This window comes from Metabacillus sp. KUDC1714 (assembly GCF_014217835.1).
Classification (GTDB): Bacteria; Bacillota; Bacilli; order Bacillales; family Bacillaceae; genus Metabacillus; species Metabacillus rhizosphaerae.
Genome location: NZ_CP055263.1, coordinates 4891077 through 4914164 on the forward strand (window position 1 = coordinate 4891077; position 23088 = coordinate 4914164).

General features: G+C 35.3%; 19 protein-coding genes and 2 pseudogenes. 6 read left to right on the forward strand and 15 right to left on the reverse strand.

Annotated features, from left to right (window positions below; all coding sequences use genetic code 11):
* Positions 1 to 58: 58 nt before the first annotated feature.
* Complete coding sequence (locus tag HUW50_RS22545) at positions 59 to 1390, reverse strand: hypothetical protein (protein WP_185653337.1); 1332 nt, start codon at positions 1388 to 1390, stop codon at positions 59 to 61.
* A gap of 277 nt (positions 1391 to 1667) precedes the next feature.
* Positions 1668 to 1871: a hypothetical protein gene (locus tag HUW50_RS22550; RefSeq protein ID WP_185653338.1), complete on the reverse strand. Its 204-nt coding sequence runs from the start codon at positions 1869 to 1871 to the stop codon at positions 1668 to 1670.
* Between the two features lie 412 nt (positions 1872 to 2283).
* Between HUW50_RS22550 and HUW50_RS22555 the strand changes: the two genes are divergently transcribed.
* A complete protein-coding gene (locus tag HUW50_RS22555) occupies positions 2284 to 3507 on the forward strand; it encodes an IS110 family RNA-guided transposase (RefSeq protein ID WP_185653339.1) in 1224 nt (407 codons plus the stop codon).
* Between the two features lie 141 nt (positions 3508 to 3648).
* Here HUW50_RS22555 and HUW50_RS22560 read toward each other — a convergent pair.
* Together HUW50_RS22560 and HUW50_RS22565 are read right to left on the reverse strand one after the other, a co-directional pair.
* Positions 3649 to 4275 (reverse strand): annotated as a pseudogene (locus HUW50_RS22560) (DUF3885 domain-containing protein).
* Positions 4276 to 4432: 157 nt separating this feature from the next.
* A complete protein-coding gene (locus tag HUW50_RS22565; RefSeq protein ID WP_185653340.1) occupies positions 4433 to 4963 on the reverse strand; it encodes a GrpB family protein in 531 nt (176 codons plus the stop codon).
* Between the two features lie 1223 nt (positions 4964 to 6186).
* Between HUW50_RS22565 and HUW50_RS22570 the strand changes: the two genes are divergently transcribed.
* The 3 genes from HUW50_RS22570 (at position 6187) to HUW50_RS22580 (ending at position 9679) form a co-directional block, all read left to right on the forward strand.
* The gene (locus HUW50_RS22570) at positions 6187 to 7422 is read left to right on the forward strand and encodes an IS110 family RNA-guided transposase (protein ID WP_185653341.1); all 1236 of its coding nucleotides are present in this window, start codon (positions 6187 to 6189) and stop codon (positions 7420 to 7422) included.
* A gap of 771 nt (positions 7423 to 8193) precedes the next feature.
* A complete protein-coding gene (locus HUW50_RS22575) occupies positions 8194 to 8568 on the forward strand; it encodes a GntR family transcriptional regulator (protein WP_185653342.1) in 375 nt (124 codons plus the stop codon).
* A gap of 19 nt (positions 8569 to 8587) precedes the next feature.
* On the forward strand, positions 8588 to 9679 hold the full coding sequence (locus HUW50_RS22580) for a DUF1648 domain-containing protein (protein WP_185653343.1): 1092 nt from the start codon (positions 8588 to 8590) through the stop codon (positions 9677 to 9679).
* Between the two features lie 173 nt (positions 9680 to 9852).
* Here the strand turns inward: HUW50_RS22580 and HUW50_RS22585 are convergent, their stop codons facing one another.
* The 4 genes from HUW50_RS22585 to HUW50_RS22600 all read right to left on the reverse strand — a co-directional run bounded on the left by HUW50_RS22585 (position 9853) and on the right by HUW50_RS22600 (position 14380).
* Entirely contained in the window at positions 9853 to 10554 is a 702-nt protein-coding gene (locus HUW50_RS22585; protein WP_185653344.1) for an HAD family hydrolase, read from the reverse strand.
* A gap of 678 nt (positions 10555 to 11232) precedes the next feature.
* Positions 11233 to 12249, reverse strand: coding sequence for an aldo/keto reductase (locus HUW50_RS22590; RefSeq protein WP_185653345.1), 1017 nt, complete (start codon positions 12247 to 12249; stop codon positions 11233 to 11235).
* Positions 12250 to 12344: 95 nt separating this feature from the next.
* The gene (locus tag HUW50_RS22595) at positions 12345 to 13319 is read right to left on the reverse strand and encodes an aldo/keto reductase family protein (RefSeq protein ID WP_185653346.1); all 975 of its coding nucleotides are present in this window, start codon (positions 13317 to 13319) and stop codon (positions 12345 to 12347) included.
* Positions 13320 to 13489: 170 nt separating this feature from the next.
* Positions 13490 to 14380: an NAD(P)-dependent oxidoreductase gene (locus HUW50_RS22600; protein ID WP_066332869.1), complete on the reverse strand. Its 891-nt coding sequence runs from the start codon at positions 14378 to 14380 to the stop codon at positions 13490 to 13492.
* An 827-nt stretch (positions 14381 to 15207) separates the two neighbouring features.
* Here HUW50_RS22600 and HUW50_RS22605 point away from each other — a divergent pair.
* Positions 15208 to 15330, forward strand: a complete 123-nt coding sequence (locus tag HUW50_RS22605; protein WP_260445720.1) for an SDR family NAD(P)-dependent oxidoreductase — start codon at positions 15208 to 15210, stop codon at positions 15328 to 15330.
* A gap of 129 nt (positions 15331 to 15459) precedes the next feature.
* Positions 15460 to 16377, forward strand: a complete 918-nt coding sequence (locus HUW50_RS22610; protein ID WP_066332871.1) for an aldo/keto reductase — start codon at positions 15460 to 15462, stop codon at positions 16375 to 16377.
* Positions 16378 to 17302: 925 nt separating this feature from the next.
* On the opposite strand, the gene HUW50_RS22615 is transcribed toward HUW50_RS22610, so the two are convergent.
* From HUW50_RS22615 to HUW50_RS22645, 7 genes and pseudogenes are all read right to left on the reverse strand, one after another.
* Positions 17303 to 17779 (reverse strand): CarD family transcriptional regulator, encoded by a 477-nt coding sequence (locus HUW50_RS22615; protein ID WP_185653347.1) that lies wholly within the window; start codon positions 17777 to 17779, stop codon positions 17303 to 17305.
* 190 nt (positions 17780 to 17969) lie between these two features.
* A pseudogene (locus tag HUW50_RS22620) lies at positions 17970 to 18151 on the reverse strand (acyl-ACP desaturase); the annotation flags it as partial.
* Between the two features lie 45 nt (positions 18152 to 18196).
* Entirely contained in the window at positions 18197 to 18337 is a 141-nt protein-coding gene (locus tag HUW50_RS27640; protein ID WP_396652653.1) for a hypothetical protein, read from the reverse strand.
* Between the two features lie 442 nt (positions 18338 to 18779).
* On the reverse strand, positions 18780 to 19847 hold the full coding sequence (locus tag HUW50_RS22630) for an ADP-ribosylglycohydrolase family protein (RefSeq protein ID WP_185653349.1): 1068 nt from the start codon (positions 19845 to 19847) through the stop codon (positions 18780 to 18782).
* A gap of 40 nt (positions 19848 to 19887) precedes the next feature.
* Positions 19888 to 20715 (reverse strand): carbohydrate ABC transporter permease, encoded by an 828-nt coding sequence (locus HUW50_RS22635; protein ID WP_066332879.1) that lies wholly within the window; start codon positions 20713 to 20715, stop codon positions 19888 to 19890.
* A 9-nt stretch (positions 20716 to 20724) separates the two neighbouring features.
* Positions 20725 to 21666: a carbohydrate ABC transporter permease gene (locus HUW50_RS22640; RefSeq protein WP_260445582.1), complete on the reverse strand. Its 942-nt coding sequence runs from the start codon at positions 21664 to 21666 to the stop codon at positions 20725 to 20727.
* 61 nt (positions 21667 to 21727) lie between these two features.
* Positions 21728 to 23062, reverse strand: coding sequence for an ABC transporter substrate-binding protein (locus tag HUW50_RS22645; RefSeq protein ID WP_185653350.1), 1335 nt, complete (start codon positions 23060 to 23062; stop codon positions 21728 to 21730).
* Between the last annotated feature and the right edge of the window lie 26 nt (positions 23063 to 23088).

Consider the following 23088-nt stretch of genomic DNA (forward strand, 5'->3'; position numbering starts at 1 on the left):
GTTCACATTTTCCCCTTGTAAAACAAAATAAATTACATTGTTATAAATAGTTTTTTATTTATTCCTTACCAGTTAATTGTCTAATTACCCTTCCTATTTTGTCTGAATCCATATGAAGTATTTTATGAATTGCTTCAATATATCTATTAAAGGCGTATATAAGTTCTAACCCTTTAATAATATACATATTCAACCTTTCCTGATTATTAGCAAGCTCTTTTCTTATACTTTCCTCGTCTATTTTCATAAAGTGTTGATAGTATTTTACATCAGGCATTTTATCAAACCCTTTTTTTGTAAACAGCAATCTCTCATAATATTCTAATTCATTAACTGATCTACTGGTTATACTTCTAAATTCTATTAACTCAAATCGATAATTTGCAAACCATAAAGCAAACATCCTATTCTCCGAATTATTCATTACTTTCAGAATTTTAATCAAATCATTTAATGCTGTAATATCACTAAATAAATAATCATCATCATAGTCGCCTATTCCTAAACTTGTAAACAATTTTTGGTATTCTGTAGGAAGTGTGTTAAATTTTTTTAATGTCCAAAACTCATAAATTGAATCATAACAATTCAAAGCATATTCTAAATTCTTTGACCCTTCAATAACGATATCAATAACTGGTTTTTCAAGTTCTCTAAATAATTTAACAACTTCTTCTAATTGCTTTTTATTTGCCTGAGCGATTGCCCTTTTTGTAACACCATAACTACTCACAAAGTACCATAAAAAAATTATTAAAATAAATACAACAAATGCGGATAATTTCGGAAAAACGTTATTCCAAAGTGAAAAAAATAAATTGTACCATTGGTGATTTATTGTTTCTATACCATCAAGTATGTAAGAATAATACAATGTAAAAATTGTCAATGCAACTGCTAATATCGAACCAATAGATTTAAAAAACAAGAAAGGAAAAAGGGAAAAAGATTTTATCCTCTCAGTTAATGTGGGAGCCGTAAGATAGTGAATAAGATTGTAGTCAGCCCTATAATATCTATATCTAGTTCGAAATGTTCCCTTTTCAAGGTAATGATAAATCTTATTAAAACCATAATAAAATCGTATTAACTTTATAAGTATCCTTTTTTTTCTAATAAACCGTACTGTTAACTCTGTATAAATAGTTTTTACAACTTTATTGATGCTTGAGAGTACTAAGCTCCAAAATAGGATAATGATATAAAATTCAATAAGATATATTGCATACAGTCCAACCAACTTCTTTGACCATTGAAGGCTGGAATTAAACCCTTTAATTATAGAAGCAATTTCTATAGGGGAATGAATAACAAACAACCATATCAACACAAATAAGAATAGGCAAATTACAACAAGGTTAAATATTAGCGTATCTTCTATATTCCTCATAAACTTTTTTAGCATCCTCTCATCTTAAAGCCGTTAAATATATATTCTGTATACCTTAGGTAAATCCTTCCAATTTTATACTGCCTCGTTAGTTGAATAAATACCTTCCACTTTGTACTTATCCCCATAAACAATAAACTTTTTAGTGTTATAATAAAAATGGTTGGAGGATTGAAGCCACGGCTTTTCTATTGGTTAAATACCTCTGAAACAAGAGATTGGTTATTTTCATTTTTCATAAGTTTATTAATAGGGCAAAAAAAAGACACAGTCTATTTTATATTAGTTCTGTTGTCTCGATAAAAATTTCTCTTGAAGGTAACCCCTTTTCATCAATAATTATGTGCTTATATAGTTTCCGTACTAAGCTTTTCATTTCCTTAGTAGAATATGTTATTATGACAGCCTGTTCTTCCTGATAATTCCCCTTGATTATTACATTGTACCGCTTTCTTCTTCTCGCCATTTGTAAAAATTCCATTTATTATCACCTTCGCCTTGATGCGAAATTCAATTTTAATTACCCTGTCAGCAAGACTTTTAAACAAAAAAGTATTCGTTAAATATTGACAACAATTTGTGATAAAATTTCATCTCGTTATCTCTATTCTTATTCAACTAATCTGCCCCGTTAGCCATCCATGAAGCGCAAAAATCAGCGCTTCACCACAGAGAATGAAAATGGTCCCTAACCGTCAATACTGATTCTACGGCTGGGAGAGGAAGGTCGCTGAACCTGGTGCGTTAGAGCCCATCCGTTAGTCTGACTCCACCGACCACGGTGCACCACTGACTGTCGCTCCCTTACGGGAAGCACACATGGTAGATTAATCCTATTCTGGTTGTTGCACCAGCCTCTAATTATAGTGATCGCCGTAGAAAGGATGTTTTCAATGGATGTAGTCATTGAAAGAGCATGCGGTATGGATGTCCATAAGGACAATATTACTGCCTGTATTATGACACCTGAAGGAAAGGAGATTCAAACGTTTTCTACTAAAACTGTATTTCTATTACAGTTGGTTGACTGGATTAAACAACATAACTGTACCCATGTCGCCATGGAAAGCACAAGTGTTTATTGGAAACCTATTGTGAATTTACTAGAGGCTGAGGATATTGAGTTTCTAGTGGTGAATGTCCAACATATGAAGGCAGTTCCAGGACGCAAAACAGATGTGAAAGATGCAGAATGGATTGCCAAGCTTCTTCGCCACGGACTACTCAAAGCAAGTTATATTCCAGATCGAAATCAACGTGAACTGCGTGAGCTAGTTCGCTATCGCCGAAGTATTATTGAAGAGCGAGCCAGACAACATAACAGAATCCAGAAGGTGTTAGAAGGTGCAAACATTAAATTGGGATCTGTTGTTTCCGACGTTCTGGGTGTTTCGGCTCGTGATATGCTCGATGCCATAGCTGATGGTGAGGAGGATCCTGAAAAACTAGCAAACTTTGCACGACGCACTATGAAAAAGAAGAAAGAAGAGCTGGAACTCGCCCTAAGAGGCTATATCAATTCACATCAACGTCTCATGTTAAAAACCATTTTAGGTCATATTGATTTTCTGACTGAGCAAATCGAAATGCTTGATAAGGAGGTTGCAGAAAGAGTCAGTTCTAATCATGAAGATGTGGCACGCTTGGATTCTATTCCTGGTATAGCGACCAGAATGGCTGAGCAAATCCTGTCTGAAATTGGGACTGATGTAAAAAAACAATTCCCTACTGCAGCCCATATGTGTTCTTGGGCAGGATTAGTTCCTGGGCAAAACGAAAGTGCCGGAAAAAGAAAATCCGCCAAAACTAAAAAAGGAAATAAGTATTTAAGATCGGCGTTAACCGAAGCAGCTCATTCAGTAAGAGGATCCAAAAACTATCTTGGAGCACTGTATAGGCGTACAGCATCACGAAAAGGCAAGAAACGTGCTGGTATTGTAGTCGCTCACGCAATGTTACGTATCTCTTATTATCTCTTAACCCGAAAAGAAATGTATGTAGACTTAGGAGAAGACTACTTTGATAAGCAGAGACAACAATCAATTGTTAGACATTCGCTGAGACGACTCGAAAGTTTAGGATACACCGTTACGCTCGAAGAACCTAAAGCTTCTTAATCCAGTCCAATTTATTACCATAGATCAATGAAATTGGCGCTCTCCTATTTTTTAAAAAAACGAATGAGCTGCGTCTTCTTCAGTATTGCCTTTTTCACTTTATTACAGAAGTTAATTTTCATGGTAGCTTAATAAAAAAGATTATGATTTCTTGAAAATGCTATCAATATAATCACGCCAATAATCAACCAACCAATTATTATATTTTTGATACAAATGTACCAATTGCTCAACTTCTTTAGAAAGTATTGAACAACCTCTATCATCGTACATATGAAATATTATGTCTTTTTCGGTGCTAATAAAGTAAACAGATTGTCCAATAGAAGGTTCTCTTCCCTACTCATAATTTCCTATTCCTTCAAGTATATCCTTGTAGGTAATAGACTTTAATTGTGAGTATACAACTTTCACTTTGTATTCATTCTTTATTTCTATTGTTTGACCCGTTATATCATCATAATCCTCATCAATATCGAACAAAGTTTCCTCTTCTGTATTTAGGTTACTTAATAAATCATACACGTATCCTGGAGTGGTATTTCCAAACATAATATCCTCTTTTACTTCCCAATCTTTAATATAAACATAAATAAAATCATCAGGCTTGAACACTTCTTCAAATAAAGTGGTAACTCTTGTAACAACTTGATTTATTCTTTCAATAGTTCCGTTTTCATATGGCTCACCTAGTTCAAACCTTAGATGCACTTCACTGGTTAGGTTAGGAAAATTACTGTCTATGTACTTCAATATTTTTTCCTTCATTGGAATTACTCCCTTATATAAATTTTGTATAATCTCCAGTCCGCTTGTAAATTCGATACCTTTATATAAGTTTCCTTCTTCCACTAAACTGCCAGTTAGTCGAATAAGAAAAAGGCTGCCGCAGCAACCCTACAATTCAACTTAAGAAACCGTTACTTTAAGAAGAAAATCTTCTCCGTGATGCCCATTTTTTCGCTTTATCTGCTATTTCATTTACTAACTGCTGCTTTCCATCTTGATAATTATGATGCTCGTTAGGAAACTGTTTTGCTAAGTTGATTTTCAATTCTCCATACTTTTTAGCTTCCACAGGGTTCTTTAGCAAGTATTCTTTAAAATCTATATGGGTTTTTATGTGTTCACTTCCGACTTGAAAGATATGTAGATGATGTGTTCTATTATCTTTTCCTTTTGGAAAATATCTTCTTCCAACAATTCCATTCTCACCTTTCGGTTCATATCCCAATTCCAGCATTTCATTGTTGTATAAATCAACGTTTTCAATATCCTTTACAACAATTAAAATATCTATTATCGGCTTCGCGTAACCTATTGTTGGTATAGAGGTACTTCCAATATGAAAAATATCAACTATTTCATCTATAAATACTTCTTTCAATATTTTCTCTTCTTGACTGTATGATTTTCCCCAGTCTTCAGTCCAAGCAAGTATTTTGGTTTTTCTCAATAGAATCCCCCGTTTTTTACATTGTTCATCAAACATTACAATTACCTTATTTGATTTTCTTGTTCAACAATCCTGCTATGTAGCTTGATGAATAAAAGCATTCATTATTGAAGTATTGCACCTGTTAGTTGAACAACTCCAGGGCTTATTTAAACTGTTCATAATTTCCTTTGGATTAGAGATACCGTTCTCAATAAAAATAGTTGCCTATCCTTAAACAATTTCATATAAGCTACTTCAATCATATTTGAATTTAGGTGGGCTACTAGGCATACATCCAATCCAATCTTTGACCCTGAACATAAACTTGGATATAAGTCTAATTTCAATAAGGAGTGAACCTCGAATTATGGTATATACACGACAAATGCCATCTGCCCTGAGTCCCTTGGGTCTTCAAAATTGTTTGTATCGTTTTACGTACTTGTGGCTTAGAAACGGAGACAATTTCTGGTTTTATTTGACGACTGTCGGGGAATCAAGAGTTTATGGATATAGGTTTTTCGGCGGAAGATGGAATAATTATTCGGTTGCTTTAAGAGATATTGTTAACTTCCATTGTTCTCCTCCGACTCCAACTCTATATTAAAACACTGTGACTGACCCTGGTAATCGTATCGTTCAGTCTTACTTTAAAAGCGTCTGTGCTTTCGCATAATCAGAGATCGTTTTTTTGAATCGAATACTGTGATCACCAGATCTCCGCCACCTGCATGTTCTCATCCATCATGTATAGAACGTTAATCATTTCGGTTAGCGTTCTTTATACTGAGATTAGACTAAAATCCAAAATGAACATAAGTTTAATCCTGAGGCTGCGTTAAACTGCACTTTAGTGGATAAGAAAAAAACCGCCGCAGTGACAATCATCTTATTCCCAAGCACCCGTTAGACTACATTAAAAATTCAATTTGTTATTTATTCTAGGGTTGGTTAAAGTACTCCTTCTAAAAGTAAACTGCCCGTTCGTATTATAAGGTTAACCAGAATGCTAAATATTTCTGGTTGACCTTATTTATTTTGGTCTTATTATATCAGTAGCCAGGGTAGAACGTAACTGCCCGTGGGGCTTTGACCCCGTCAGCTAAACAGTTCGCCCCCTACTTGTAGAAACATGATTGAGGCTGGTTGGGACTTAGATCTCGTATAACAAGCGAAGCTGTGATACTGCATGGAGGATTAGGGGTTACTGGCAAATTACTAGTTTAGGAGGAGATTTTAGAATGAATCCAGTCATTGGTCTGGATGTTTCAAAAGGGGAAAGTCAAGTTCAGGCATTTTTAGATAAAGGCAAACCATACAGTAAGAATTTTAAAGTTTCTCATACTATAGAAGGTCTTGATTTACTTGTAGAGTTTCTGGAGGTGGTTAAGAGAGAAACTGGTAAGAGACCACCTATTGTTCTAGAAGCGACAGGACATTATCATTCCTCTGTTGTTCAATACTTAGAGGACCGTGGGTATTTAATGATAATCATTAATCCATTGATTTCTTATAAGGCTAAAAGTTCAAGTCTTCGGAAAGTAAAGACAGATGCGATAGATGCTTACCATCTCTGCGAGCTGTTTTATAAGGAGGATTTAGAGCCGTATAAGAAGCGTGGTGTGCAGCTATTAAACCTTCGGAATCTTACAAGACAGCACGAAAATATTACTGGTGTATTGATTCAAACAAAGCTACAATTTCAAGCGATTCTGGACCAGGTCTTCCCTGAGTACAGAGGTGTTTTTGGTGACTTATATTCGGTAGTATCACTATTAACTCTTTCAGAGTTTCCCTCATCTGAAGATATTTTAGAGGCAAGTGAAGAAACAATTGCCGACAAAATCGCTGAGTTATGTAAAAGTCGTTCCCATCGATGGGCTAAAGAAAAAGCTACTCAGCTCAAGGCTGCAGCAAATCGAAATCCGTTTGAAAAGACCGTTTATCAAAGCCATATTTTAAGTCTAGGTATGTATATCAATATCATTCTTCAATACAAAGAGCACCTATCCAAGTTAGAGTCCGAGATAGATGCCCTCGCTAAAGGTGTTGAAGAATATAATATTATCAAATCTATCCCTGGTATAGGAGAAAAGATCGCGGCAACAATCATTTCAGAAATTGGAGAGATAGATCGATTTACTGATCCTAAAAAGCTCGTAGCTTTCGCTGGAGTTGATCCTAGTGTATTCGAATCTGGTAAGTTTACAGCCACCAAAAACCGAATCACCAAAAGAGGTTCCAGTAGGCTTCGTCACGCCTTATATATGGCAGTTCGTTGTGCCATTCGTGACTGTCGTAAAAAGAAAACAACTGATGAAATCATCCCACGAAACAAGAGAATGCGAGAGTTTTACGACAAGAAACGTGATGAAGGAAAGCCTTTTAAAGTAGCCGTAATAGCATGCGTAAATAAGCTTTTACATTGGATATTTGCCCTTTTAAAGAACAAAACTACTTTCCAAGATATAGCTTAGAACTTAAATCTAACTAAATAACACAAAACCTTCCAAAATTAGACTAATGGAGGGTTATTTGGCATGCATATTTTTAGTATAACATGAGATATTTTAAGTTTTTAATGAAAAATATTGACAAACTATTAGCTGGTTTAGCTTAAGTACATTGTTTCACAAAGTCACCTAATAATCATCATATTTATTGCGCAGTATGTGTCCACTACGTAATAAAGAGTTACTATTCAATCAGCCCATTTCATTTGTTTTTTAAATATCAATAGTAAATAATACAAATACGTAAAAATAAAACTCTTTAAGTTAAGTAAGGATCCTTACATAAGTCCACTAGGCACAAAAAATATCTTGTGTAAAATCGGTTCATACATATATGTGCTCTCTACTAATTTCTAAGTAAATACTTGTTTACATTATTGTCATCATTATTACCTTCAAGAGTACAAATCCAGATCCCTGCAAAAAAGAATAAACTTTAAATACCCAATTATTCTACAAATACTTTTAAGAACTTTATAAACTTCCCCCTTATATACAACAATCCCTACCAAAGTTCTAGCTTTTTAATATTTTACTATTTATTTTTACTCAAATATGTTGCAGGAAATCTAAAAGTTCTTGTTACTGAAAACACATACAAATCGTATTCATAATCAATTGCAATTGCAACTTACTACTGTAATAAAAGTATGCCCTCTCCCTTCCATACTTTGTTATAGATAAGGTAGAACAGATGTGTTATAATATATATATAACAGATTGGAGGGTAAAAATTTGTATATTATTATCGAACCCGACTCCGATATTCCAATTTACTTGCAAATTACTAATCAAATTGTGGAAGCCATCGCTAGGGGTTCTCTTCTTCCTGGCGAAGCTCTGCCTTCTGTAAGAGCTTTTGCTGCAGACCTTGGTGTCAATATGCACACAGTGAATAAAAGCTATCACCAACTAGAACAAAAAGGCATGATTAAAATCGCTCCAAAATCCGGAGCTATAATCTCTTCTCCCCTAGATTTTAGTGAAACCACTCTTAAAAATCTAAGAAATATCTTTAAACCACTAATCGCTGAGTCGCTTGTTGTCGGTATGACGGAGGAGCAAATCCAAGACCTTGTCAGTTCAATTATCAAGAGCTTTAAAGAATAGCAAAAAAAGAGGAATCAAGATGACGTTAGCCATTTTTCTTATGATCGCGATTATTTTGGCGGGGATCCAAACTGCAGTACCCTACTTAGTGAAACGAACAGTAATCTTTGGAATCACGGTCCCTGAAATGTATGTAAATAACGAAACGTTAAAATCCTTTAAAAAGAAATATACATTGCTAGTTTCCCTCTTTTCCTTTGTTGCCTTAGCTGGTTATCTTCTTTGGGCATTATTTAATTCCCCTACCGAAGAACAAACTGTGCTTGTTGGTACGCTTATTCAGTTTGGAATCATTCTGTTAAGCCTTTCTCTCTATTTTTACTTTCATGCGAAAACCCTTCAAGTAAAGACGAAAAGTAATTGGGCAGAAAATCTAAAACAAGTTAAAATCACAGATTTATCAGTACGTTCTCAGGATGAAATGCTTCCTTGGTCTATCTATTTATTACCAATCATCATTACGTTTGGGGTGATTGGATATACCGTACTACAATACGACCTTCTACCACAACAAATTCCAACTCACTGGGGTATCGATGGTGAAGCTGATGCTTTTACTGAAAAAACGCCAGTTTCAGCAATTTTAATGCCCTTGACACTTTTAATGATGCAATTGATGTTCTTAGGTATCCATGTTGGGACGAAAAAATCTGGGATTAAATTAAGTGCAACTAGTACAAGTGCCTCTCGTATGAGGCAGTTAACATTACGTAAGTATTCAAGCTGGTTGATGTTATTAGTCAGTTTCTTACTCACCGTAATGTTTAGCTTCTTTCAATTACAAACGATCCACCCTGAATTATTTGCAGGAGCCACGATGTTGGCAACACCGATCATTTTCCTTATTGTGGTCTTAGTCGGTACAATAACTTTTGCCATAAAAGTAGGTCGTTCAGATAAACATAATGTTGTTGACACTGAAGAAAATATTGCTGATTTCGACGATGATTCCGATTGGAAAGGTGGTCTCATTTATTTTAATAGACAAGATCCATCCATCTTTGTTGAAAAACGGTTTGGTGTTGGTTGGTCCCTTAACTTTGGTAATCCTATTGGTTATTTCATTATCTTATTGCCTCTATTAGCGATCTTGGTGTTTTCGTTTATGTAGATTGTGTTACGAAACAATTTGCTTAGGGACTTGATCTTAAATTAATCGATGGGGTTAAGCTGTTTGAGTTATTGCTTGAAGTCTTACAAAAATCTGAGGTTGAAATAATGGATTTATTACCTAGTAAAATATGGGAAATTAAAAGTCAGGTAAAGCACCTGACTTTTTAGTGTCTATTTTACAAATAAATCCAATAATTCTTTGGCACTATGTACTTCTTTATCTGGTTTATAGGTAGCATTGGGTGGTAAATTTTTCTTTCGATGATTCATCCAGACCGCCTGCCAGCCTGCTTGTTTTGCCCCGATAATATCTTTTTCAAAATTGTCCCCAATATAAACCGTTTTGGTTTGGTCAAGATCCATTTTCTCTTCAATAAAATCAAACACTTCTCTTTTCGGTTTTGCATGACCAATCGTTCCAGAAATAAAGGTCCTTTCTACAGGAATCCAGTGAGTAAGGCCGAGCTGCTTTATTTTCATTGCTTGATGTTTTTCCTCACCATTGGTAAGAATCCCAAGCTGTTTTCCTTCTTTGTAAAGTGCATTTAGTAGTTCTTCAACTTCCGGAAACAATCTAATGTTTTTTTGTTCGGCAACATACATTTCATGAAAAATAGCTGCTTTTTCAGTATCCATAGGAATATTAAAGTCCTTACATGCAGCTATAATTCGTCCTGTCTGCCATTCAAATTTTGATAATTCCCCCGCTTCACTTTGATCAAATAAAATCTCACTATACTTTCGACTAGCTTTATATAATTGATCAATTTCTTCGTTTGAAAATGGCTCTTGAAACAGCTTCCTTACCGTTTTATGAAAAGATTGTGCTTGATCATATAGTGTATCATCGACGTCAAAAATTATCGTATCCATTCGCATAGCCCTCCTCATATTATTATGATACCACTTATTTATGCTTGACTCAGTAGCAAATCGCATACACTGACCCTATTTCTCTCCAACGCTAAAGGGTGGGATACTTTTTGTCTTTAAAAGACATTATGGACAATACTAAATTTGCAACACTATTAAAATCATTAAACCTTGAAAGGAAAAAAGCCAATCACTCCACAGGAACATGACAGTTTCCCGTCATTCAGCGTTCCATCTATTAAGTAGAAGCCAGTTATGCCATTTATCACAATAAAAGTAAGAGATAAAAACAATCGAACAGAAACATACTCTTATCCAAAAAAATGACAGGGGTTGTTTCTGAAGTATTTAATGTACTAAGAAAAAGAGCTGCTTAAACAGCTCTTCTCCATCAAATCGTACACGATATAAATTCTTAACGCCATAACTGCCATACCTGTAATCACAGAATGTTAGATATGGCAATTAAACACCTAAAAGAAGAAGACAACCCTATTCTTCATTCAGATCAGGGTTGGCATTACAAAATGACATAATATCAAAGTACACTACAAAAAGAAGAAGGAATTACACAATTAAATGGCATGAGTCCAGTTGAATATCGAACTCATGCCCAGTATTAGCCTTAATATAAATGTCTAATTTTTTTGGGGCAGATCAAACCTATCCCTCGTCCCTTTACTCTCTGCCTTTAGTGCGCTGATTTATTGCATCGATATCATAAGGATAGCTAACAAACAATTCACTCGCTTTATTTAAACGTTCTAGTTGATCATTTGTTAAAGACCATCCAGCAGAACCTAAGTTAGCTTCAAGCTGTTCCATTGTACGTGCACCGATAATTGGGGCCGTAACCCCTCGACTGTTTAGAAGCCAGTTGATTGCTGCCTGAGCCGGAGTCTTACCCGCTTCTTCTGCAACACTATATAACGTATCTAACAAATTCCATGTAAAATCGTTATTATACTTATCCCATGTCTCACTATAACCTTTTTCTTCAGCAACAGATATACGAGAATTTTCTGGAGGCTTAACCATGTCACGTGTAAACTTCCCGCTTAACCAACCTCCGCGAAGCGGACTCCATGGGATGACCCCCAATCCTTCATTTTCACAAACATCAATTAATTCGTATTCGGTAGCCCGACATAGCAAATTGTATTGAGGTTGTAGGCAAACAAACTGTTCCCAACCTTTTTGTTTACTTAAATCTATTGCTTTTTGAAGTTGCCAGCCTTTAAAGTTACTTGCTCCAATGTAACGTACAAGGCCTTCACGAACAAGATCATTTAACGTGCTTAACGTTTCTTCTAAAGGGGTTCGAGGATCCCATGCGTGAACCTGATAAAGATCGATATAATCGGTTCCAAGGCGTCGTAGGCTTTCTTTAACACCGGAGATAATATGTTTTCTGCTCAGACCAACATCATTCGGTCCTTCACCCATAGGGAAACGAACCTTTGTTGCAACAACATAGTCATCACGATTTTGGTCCTTTAACCACTTACCGACGATTTCTTCAGAAACACCACGAGTATAGACATCGGCAGTATCAATAAAGTTTCCGCCTTCTTCAACATAACGGTCTAAAATGCTGAAACTATCTTTTTCACTCGTTTCACGACCTAATGTCATCGTTCCAAGACAAAGCTCACTTACTTGTAAACCCGTTTTCCCTAGATAACGATATTCCATTGATTCATCACTCCTATTATAATAGTTAATGTAAAACCTAATTTTATTTCAAAAAGATGGCACAAACTGGAATGAATGCCAGTTCGTTCACCCTTTTACCAAATAGGTACAAATCCATCAATTTCTTTTAAAATAGATTCAATTTCAGTTAATACATCATTAGAAAGCTCAACTTCAGAGGCTTTCACATTTTCAGTTACCTGTTCCGGGCGGCTTGCTCCGACAATTGCCGAGCTAACACCAGGCTGTCTTAAGATCCAGGCAACGGCTAATTGGGATAATTTAATTCCTAAATCATTTGCAATTCCTTCCAAGCGGGCAACTCGTTCTAAAACATCATCATTTAAGTAGCTTTTAATCCAACGATTGATGTTGTCATTGGCTGCACGAGTGTTGGAAGGGATCACTTGACTTGGTTTATATTTACCTGTAAGAATTCCTTGGGCTAAAGGTGAAAAGACAACTTGTCCAATCCCTTCTTTTTCAGAAACCGGTAAAACTTCTTTTTCGATATAGCGTACAAGCATGTTATAGATTGGTTGATTTGAAACGAGTGGTCGTAGATTTTTTTCTTTTGTTATATGTACAGCATCCGTAATCTGTGCTGCTGTCCATTCACTAACACCGTAATATAAGATTTTTCCTTGCTGAACTAAATCATCCAATGCACGTAATGTTTCTTCTGTTGGTGTTTCTTCATCAAATCGATGACATTGATAAAGATCAAGATAATCAACACCTAATCGTTTTAAGCTTGCATTGCATTGCTCCATGATGTGCTTTCGTGAAAGGCCTCGATCATTCGGACCATCTCCCATAGGAAAAAACACTTTTGTTGCAAGCACATAACTTTCTCTAGAATAAGATTTAAGGGCTTCACCAACCACTTTTTCAGCTTCGCCTCGATTGTATGCGTTTGCGGTATCAAAAAAATTAATACCAAGCTCATAAGCCTGATGAATACAATCAATAGCGTTTTGGTTCCCTATCGTTTCTCCATATGTTAGCCAGCTACCAAGTCCAATTTCACTAACTTTTAACCCACTATTACCTAAACGACGATATTTCATTTTGAAACACTCCTGTCATGAATTTTGTTTATTTTGCAAATATTGATCCTAGAGAAAAAAATGAATTACTAAAAAATGATTATATTTCTTGAGATAAGACTGAGAACAACAGATAATTACCGGTTGTAGAGTTTTTAACGATTAGTAGAGATCATTCCTTTTACAAGGCTTTAATTCTTTTTTACTTCGATTCCTGCTAATTCTTCATACAATTTTATTACTGCACTCATATCTTCGCCCCCATATCCTTTAGCTCTTGCCATTTGAAACATTTCTTTTACTAAGGATAAAACAGGGGTAGGTAGTTCAAGTTCTTTAGCAACATCAGCTGCTAATCCTAGATCTTTATAAATAAGATCAGTCATAAAATGAGGTGAGAAATCTCTATTTAATACTTTCGGGCCTTTATTATCCATCATCCCGCTTCTAGCACCACCGCCGCTGACGACTTTTATAAATAGCTCAGGATCAACCCCAGATTTTGCTGCCATTGTTATGGCTTCTGAAAAGGATAATAGATTAATAGCACCCATCGTATTATTAGCTAGTTTCGTATATGAACCTAATCCATTTTCCCCCATATAGTAAGCTTGTTTCCCCATCACATAAAATAGAGGCTCACATTTTTCATAAATTTCTTTCTTTCCACCAACCATAAAAGTTAAAATACCTTCAATTGCTTGAGGTTCACTACCAGTAACAGGTGCATCTAACATTTCAATGCCCTCGTTTAAAAGGTTCTCTGCTACTTTTTTACTTGTATTTGGCGATATTGTACTGCTATCGACAACAATTAAGTCGGCATGTGCTCCTTTAATAATGCCTTTTTCACCTAAAATAACTTCTTCAACTGCCTGATCCGCAGTTAGCATAGTGAAAACAATTTCGCTTTTTTTAGCAACTTCTTCAGGTGAAGATGCAATAATTGCTCCTTGTTTTTCAAGGGAGTCGGCTTTATTTCTCGTGCGATTATACGCAATAACTTCATAATCGTTGTTTAATAAATGTCCTGCCATTGGAAGGCCCATTGTACCTAATCCGATAAAGCCAATTTTTTTCATTTCATTATCCTCCTTACTTTATTTTGTGTTAACTGATTCTACTTGCCAAACACCAAGACCAAGCTTTGGCATATGCACTCCATTATTTAACACTGTGAGATCTGTGTCTGTTGGATACTCATTATAAATTCCTCAGAGATTTAGTTTTTTAAGCGCTTTCTTTCTTTTCCAAGCGTAATCTTAAGTCGCTGACTCTCTTAACCATCGACCTGAGATTTTCTAGGTTTCAAAGTACCACGGTTATGATTTTAAAGCTAAACCGGTTAAACTTTTCATACTGAAAAACCAAATCTTTAGATAGTAGGATTATTAGTGATCCTATCAACTAAAGATTAAGGAAAAAACTTTTTATAAAAATATTTATAGAATATTTTCTTTTATTTTACATAGAACAATTAAACATTTAAAGTAGTAAAATGTTTTTAACTACATATAAGAAAAGTAACCTACTTTACTTTAGGTAACTATATAAATTCCCTATAAAAGCTCTGACATTTACAACACCAAGCTGTTGTTTTTTTAACTTATTTGTTATTAAAGTTGAAAACTCTAGGAACAGATTTGGACGATGTCCAATAACTAAGTTGATTGATGAGCATTATTATTATTAATAATTATTCATTTGTAAATCTATCATTTTGTATAGTAAGTAAAGTTATTGTAAGTATCTTTAAAAAACTTCAGTACTTTAAATATTTTACCGATTTTACTATAATAAATTTAGAACAATTCATACTATCTATCACCACGCATGAACTTTTATTAAATTAACTTAAGCAAGGATACGGAAGAATGATCAATATAAGCTTGCAAGCTAGTATGTTGGAATTAAAGATCATGCTGTTTATTGCGCTACAAAAGGCGGAGTAAACCAGTTAACACGTGTGCTAGCGTTAGAAGGGTCTTCTCAAAGTATCAATGTAAACGCTGTAGCTCCAACGTTTACTTAAACACCAGGAACTGCTGAACGACTCAACGAATCATGATGTAAAGAGTATGAAAGGTAAGGACTCCCCTATCTCGGTATGTATCCGACGCTAATCAAAGTACTCTATTACAAAAATAAGGAGAATATAATCATGAGAACAATAAAACTTGGAAACAGCACATTAGAAGTGCCGGTCATTTCAGTCGGCTGCATGCGTATTAATTCACTAGAAAAAAACAAGGCTGAGCACTTTGTCCAAACAGCGCTGGATTTAGGTGCAAATTTCTTCGACCATGCTGATATATACGGTGCCGGAGAGTGTGAAGAGATTTTCACTGATGCGATCCACATGAACGATAATATCCGTGAAAAAATCTTCCTGCAATCAAAGTGTGGTATACGACAAGGAATGTTCGATTTTTCAAAAGAACATATTTTAGAATCTGTAGACGGAATTCTTAAACGATTGAATACAGATTACCTAGATGTTCTTCTTCTACACCGTCCAGATACATTAGTAGAGCCTGAAGAAGTAGCAGAGGCTTTTGATACTCTTGAGAGTTCAGGTAAAGTGCGGCATTTCGGTGTTTCCAACCAAAATCCAACACAAATTGAACTCCTTAAAAAATCAGTCAAACAAACAATTGTGGCAAACCAGCTCCAATTAAGTATTACGAATGCAAACATGATTTCAAATGGTTTTAATGTGAACATGGAGAATGATTCTGCTATTAATAGAGATGGTAGCATACTAGATTACTGCAGACTAAACGATATCACGATTCAGCCCTGGTCTCCTTTTCAATATGGATTCTTTGAAGGAGTATTCCTTGGAAATGACAAGTTTCCGGAATTGAATCAAAAGATTAATGAAGTCGCTGACAAATATGAAGTTAGCAACACTACGATTGCGATCGCGTGGCTATTGCGCCATCCCGCGAATATGCAACCAGTTATCGGTACGATGAACGAGAGCAGATTAAAAGACTGCTGTAGGGCAAGCGAAGTTCATCTTTCGCGCGAAGAATGGTATGGAATCTATCGTGCGGCAGGCAATGTTCTGCCATAAGCACGATCATACTTTATATCAGATCTTTTATTAAGAAGCCCCAACACGGCAACATAATTATAGGGGGACAAGGGGACAGGTTAACTGTACCACCATTTATTGTAAAAAGATGAATTTAACCAGCCAAAATGTATTTTTCAATAAACGAATAGAATTAACTCGGATTAAAATATTCCCCACTTATCGAAGTGGGGAATTACTTTCGGCTAATAAAAATTTATCGCTGAAGTGAAATTTAAATTATTCGGGGAAACCATTGAAGTAAAAGAAAGTGACAAAGAGGTAGGAGATCAATTTAATTTTTAGATACGTTTTCTGCTTGAGAGCCACGTTGTCTCCTTTTACAACATCAAATTGTACGTGTTGCCCTTCATCCAAGGATTTAAACCATCACCAGTAGTTTTACTATTGTTATGTAAATAAAATTAAAAATGGTTTCCAGGTCTGGAAACCATTTTTGTAGTTGACCATATGATGTTACCAATTCGTTTATCCTTTTACGTAAGAAGATAAACAATTACTATTCACTGTCACAGTAGATGTAAAAATTTCTTAAAGATGGTGTGAGATTGATTGTTTTTTCTTCTAGAAATAATGACTTAGATAATATATTGTATACCTAAAACAATGAAAGCCCTACCTCTCTTTCATCCTTACGGCTCCTTGTCCGTGCCAGTGTGAATCAGGATTGCAAAAATCAAGTGACTATTTTATCGAGTTATTTGATGAAACTTCAAATGTTCGTAAAAAAAATTTAAATAATAAAAATGGATTAGATTGTAGAAATAACAAAAGAGGTTAATGCTCTCTATGGGTGAGTTGAAGAAGTTGAATGTCTTTGAAAAGATTTACTTTTAATAATAATCATATTCCCAAAAAATTCAGGATATTTTCGGGAGATGTCATACATTATCTACAATTAACCTTAACAGAAACTTTTTATTTGATTTTCAGTGATCCCTTTAATTAATCCCAGTTCACTAATCAAAAATTCATGTGCGTTATCCAACATTTTTTTTTCGCTTGTATTAAGTGCTTTTTCTTTCTTCATACGCATTAAATCACGTACAACTTCAGCACCTTCTTTTATTTTCCCCGATTTTATTTTGTCCGAATTCACTTTATACCTTTGTTTCCACGGCAGTAATCTATCTGTTTCTCCATGCTGAAAAGTGTGTATGATGTGTTTTAATACAATTATGTCAGTGACTGGGCGTATACTTGAACTCAATATTTTAACCGTAGGAATCATGACTTGCATATTACTGATTAACATTTTTATGACATAATACTGTTGTTTTTCTCCTGAGATTTCCTTTTCTTCTATGGCTTTAATTATACCTGCTCCGTGCATTGGATAAACAATGTTATCGCCAATTTGAAACAAATAATCCACCTCCATATATGGTAACCTTCTTAAGTTTATCATATATGTCATTTTTTATCAAATTTTTAATAATATCATAATTTTATTTCCATCGTCAACTACTTTTTCTTTAAAAATCAAAAAAAGCAAAAACAATAGGAATCGTGTCGGATTGCCGATAAGTGGAAGGTTAATTTCCCCGCGTATATTCTGAAACCTCTACTAATTAATGTAGATCAGTTTTCCCTTGAAAACGACTAAATCGATCTCGTGTTTTTTCAATCTTGTGTGATACTCTAAAATTTCAATTCTTTTTTCAGTTCGAGGTGCAATAGGTCGTAAGTCTTTTAACCCCCAATAATTAACCACTACATCAAGCACTTGATCAAAATATTGCAGTGGCCCATATTTAGTACATAAATTAAACGATTTCATTAATGGAAAAAGGAATATTTACCTTAGAAAGAAGTTTCCTATCATACAAAAATTGCTCTTCCATACTTTTGTTTCTACAAATTTTTGTCTGTATACGTCCCTTTCTTTTGCTGAACGTGAACTATGGTACATAACACCATCACATTCAATCCCTAGAATATACCTGGCACACTAAAAAACGTTCCTTACTATGTGTGTAAGAAACGTTGATAAAATAATTTTTTATTCTTACTCAGAAACCGGTGGTCAAGGTCGTACCGACACTCCTCGAAGGAACATGTTTAGACTTGTTCATTAATCATTTGGAATTAAAAAATAATGATGAAAAAGTATGCATTCCTTTGGAAACAGTGAGAGTAGTACTATGAAACTTTTTATCACTCATAAGTATCGCTTTTCTCCCTACTATTTTTATGATTATTACTTTGTTGTGAAAAATTAAATAAAAAGATCTCTACATACTCGAAGAGATCTTAATAAATTAGGTTTATTGTTAATACCGGATTAGCCAATCGTATCCTAAGTATTCTGACATGTTAGTGAAAACGTGCAAATTACTAAGAACACTGACTGCACTTGAATTTTATTGAAATTCTCTTAGTTAGACACTCGCCATTTCTTTAATAAAATTTTGCATTCTTGCAAGTCTCGCCTGATACGCATCAAATAATCCATCTGCCGTTTCTTTAATTGTTCTTTGCGAGTTCGTGTAGATATTTACACTAGTCGCATAGTCCGTTTGCTTAATCCATTCTTCTGGCAAAGAAGAAACTCCAGTCAGAGAGCCTGAAATCCCTGAAGCTACTGCAGTAATACAATCAATATCTCTACCCAAATTAACACCAGATATCATAGCTTCTTTTAAATTCCCTTTTACCATTCTAAAGATACTAATACCTTTTGTTACAACTTCATTTGCTGAAGCAAATGCATATGGTGTTCCTTTTCCGCTATAAATATCATCAAAAGCTACGCGTAATTCTCTAAAATCTGTACAATTTGCTGTATGTTTAAGTCCTTTGTCGATTTCTTTTACAACAAGGTCTTGATCACAGTTATCATATATTGCTCCAATGACACTATCAACAGTAGCATTTGGTGTTGTTGCTGCCGCAATTGATAAAGCTGTTACCGTCGCCCATTTGAGGCCTCTGCTATTTGAAGTCTGGTAGAGTTGACCAACCTCTAATACATCCTCTTTAGCTCCTTTTACATCTCCAGCATTTATTAAGCCTATTGGATGACATGAACGAGCAAAGCTGTTTAAACCTGCATAATCACAATATTTCCCTAAATCTCTTGCAGGAATTCCACTCTTCGCCATAGCTAACAATGTTGCTTCGAAAGGTTCTGAGACCATTCCGATTGAGATTGGTTTTATATCTCTAATCCACATGTTTTTAACATCTTCCGCATTTACTCGGTCTTGTTTTTCAATGATAGCTGTGATCATTAATTTTTGTCTTTCAATGCCATCCTCAGTCGTACCCGGCTCTCTCTTCCACCCATTGTTATAATGTTCGTATGATAATGGTCGGTCGACAGTTCCGTAGGTTTCCTCTATTTTTTGATATGACCAGCCTTCAACAGCAGCTCCCATTGCTGAACCAATATGTGCACCTGCAATACATCCTAGAAATTTGTCTCTTAACGTTACATTTGAAGTCATTTAATATCCACCCTTCTTATTATCCTAATCTATTATGTTATTAACCTTTGACACCGCCAAAGGTGATGCCCTGTATGAACCTTTTTTGAACGATAAAATAAAGAAATATGATTGGTAAAGCAACTAATACTGAGGCTGCCATCAATGGGCCCCATGCCGTATCTTGAGCTGTTCTAAATTGTTGTAAACCTAGTTGTAATGTATATTTTGTTTCATCGTTCAAGTAAATAAGTGGACCTAAAAAGTCATTCCATGATGCCATGAATTGAAATAAAGCAATAGTTAAAACCGCCGGTTGGCATAGCGGCAACATGATACGTAAATATATACCAAATTCTGAACAGCCATCTATTCTTGCTGCATCTTCTAAATCCCTAGGTAATTGTTTAAAAAACTGCCTCATAAGAAAAATATAGAAAGGAACACCGAAGAATGCTGGAATTATCAGAGGCATAAATGTTCCAACAAGTCCAAGCTTTGACCATACAATAAATAAGGGAACCATCGTTACAGGGAAAGGAATCATCATAACTGCTAGTGTGATAAGAAATAAAGTGTCTCTCCCCTTCCACTTTAATCTTGCAAATGTATATCCAACTAATGGACAAGATATGATGACGCCAACAGTAGAAATCGTAGCGATGATCAGAGAATTCTTAAATTGTGTAAAAAATGCAATCTCAGTCACAGCATGCACATAGTTCTCCCAATTAACTGGGTTAGGTATCCAAACTGGAGGGTGAACGAAGAGTTGGTCTGCTGCTTTTAATGATGTGGATACCATCCAGATAAATGGGAGAGCAAAACCTACTGCCGCCAATAATAAAAGAATGGGGATAGCTATTCTTTTTACCAAGTTGGTCTTCACTTCATCACCTCAATCGTCACCTTGGTAAAATACCCATTTACCAGATGATTTTAGTAGGACCACCGTAATAAGCATTACAACTACAAACAAAATCCAAGCCATTGCAGACGCATAGCCCATCTTCATATACAAAAAGGCGTTATTATAAAGGTACATCGAATAAAATAGAAGGGATTCTGCCGGGTTCCCCGTCCCATAGGTAAGCGCATAAGGTAATGTGAATTCTTGCAGAGCATGAATAACTCCCATGATCATATTAAAGAATATAACTGGTGTTAATAACGGAATCGTAATATGGAATGTTTTTTGCAACCAATTAGCTCCATCAATGTCTGCTGCCTCATAATAATCTTTGGAAATATCCTGAAGTCCGGCTAAATAGATTAAGATAGAGTTTCCTAATACCCATAGCGTCATAATGACCAATGACGGTTTAGACCAAGTTGTATCCCCTAACCACCCAGGCCCTGTTATACCAATTTTTTCAAGAAATGCATTAACCAATCCGAATTGAGGATTTAATAACCATTGCCATAATATTGTAGTAGCTATTACAGGTAATAAGGACGGGAGAAAGAATACTGTCCTTAGAAAGCCCTGACCGAATACCGGCAAATTAAGTAGCATTGCAAGTGTTACCCCAAACATAATGGCTAACGGAACTTGCATCAATGCATAAGCTAGTGTATTCTTGAGCCCTTTCCAAAATAGATCGTCGTTAAAAAGTGTGATGTAATTTTCGAATCCAATCCACTGAGATGGACTAATGACATTGTAATTTGTAAGACTATAATACATAGAGCTAAATAGAGGGTATGCATAGAATGCTAATAAACCAATAATCCATGGAAGAGCAAATAAAATGCCTGCTCGCCGTATTCTAGTTTCCATACTAGTCGTTTTTTTACTGGCTTTCGCTTTAACATTAGTAACCTCTGTAAGATTAGACAATAACAACCCCTCCCTTCCTATTTAATAGGAGAAGAATAGTATATCCTTCTCCTTTATTCAGTTATTCTAATTGTGCTTTCTTATTTTCTATTTCTTTATTAATTTTTTCTGTTATTCCATCTAATATCTCTTGAGGAGTACCTTGCTTATTCATTACTAAATCAGGTGCCTTTGCCAACTCATCCCACATCATATTTCCTGCTAACACTACTGGTCTATATTTACCATTCGGTAATACCTCAAGGAAGATATCTTGACTTGGATCATCAGCATATAACTTTTCATTTACCTCTGGCATTGCTGCAAATTCACCAGTAATCTTTTTAAAACTTTGACCTTCTTCGGTAGCACACATCCATTTAACAAATTCCCAAGAAGCATCTAGATTTTTCACGCCTTTAGGAATTAGGAGCACCCTACCTCCTACAAACGTATTGAAGTCCTCTCCAGAAGGTGTAGGGATATAAGTAACGCCATAATCTAAATCTGGAGCATATTCTTCAATTTGGCTGAGCATCCAGTTTCCAGTGACCATCATGGATAATTGACCTGTAAAGAAAGGATTCGTAGCGTTAGTACCCGCAGAGCTAACAAAGCTCGTTACGTCTTTAATTCCAAACTTTTCAGCAAAGTCTGTTTCCCATTTAAGAGCATCGACAATTTTAGGATCGTTTGCCGTAACGATATTATCGTTATCAACAAACTCACCACCAAATGCCCAACCCCATGAATATAGCCATCCTTCACCAAACCAAGGGATAAAACCAAATCTAGTATATTTTCCATTTTCTTTCTTCGTTAACTTTTCAGCTGCAATCTCTAATTCTTCAATAGTAGTTGGTGGATTCTCAGGATCTAATCCAGCCTCCCTAAAATGTTCCTTATTATAAAATAAAGCTCTTGCCGTTCCATCATATGGAAGTGCTAATAACTCACCTTCATAAGATGCTTCCCCCCAGGCCCATTTATAAAAATTATCTTCTGTTATACCATCTTTCGCTGCTAACTCTCCAATTGGCTCAAGAGCTTCTTTATATTCAGCTATTCCATATCTACTTGCAAGCATTACATCTGGTGGGTTCCCACCTGCAACTGCAGTAACTAGTTTTGAACTAACAGAATCCCCTCCATCTGGAGCTACATAGACTGGTTTAACAACAATATCCGGATGAGTTTCGTTAAATTTTTGTACAGATTTTTCAATTGATTCTCCAGATGGTCCAGTTTCCCAGTTGTGCCAAAAAGTTATTTCAACTTTTTCTTTACTATTTGAATTGCCATTGTCTGTACTGTCTTTATCTCCATTTGATTGTTTGTTCGAACACGCAATAACACTAAATAAGAAAAGTACTGAAACTACCATCATTAGGAATAGACGACTAGACCTCTTCTTCATTACAATCCCCCCGGATGTTTTGGTTT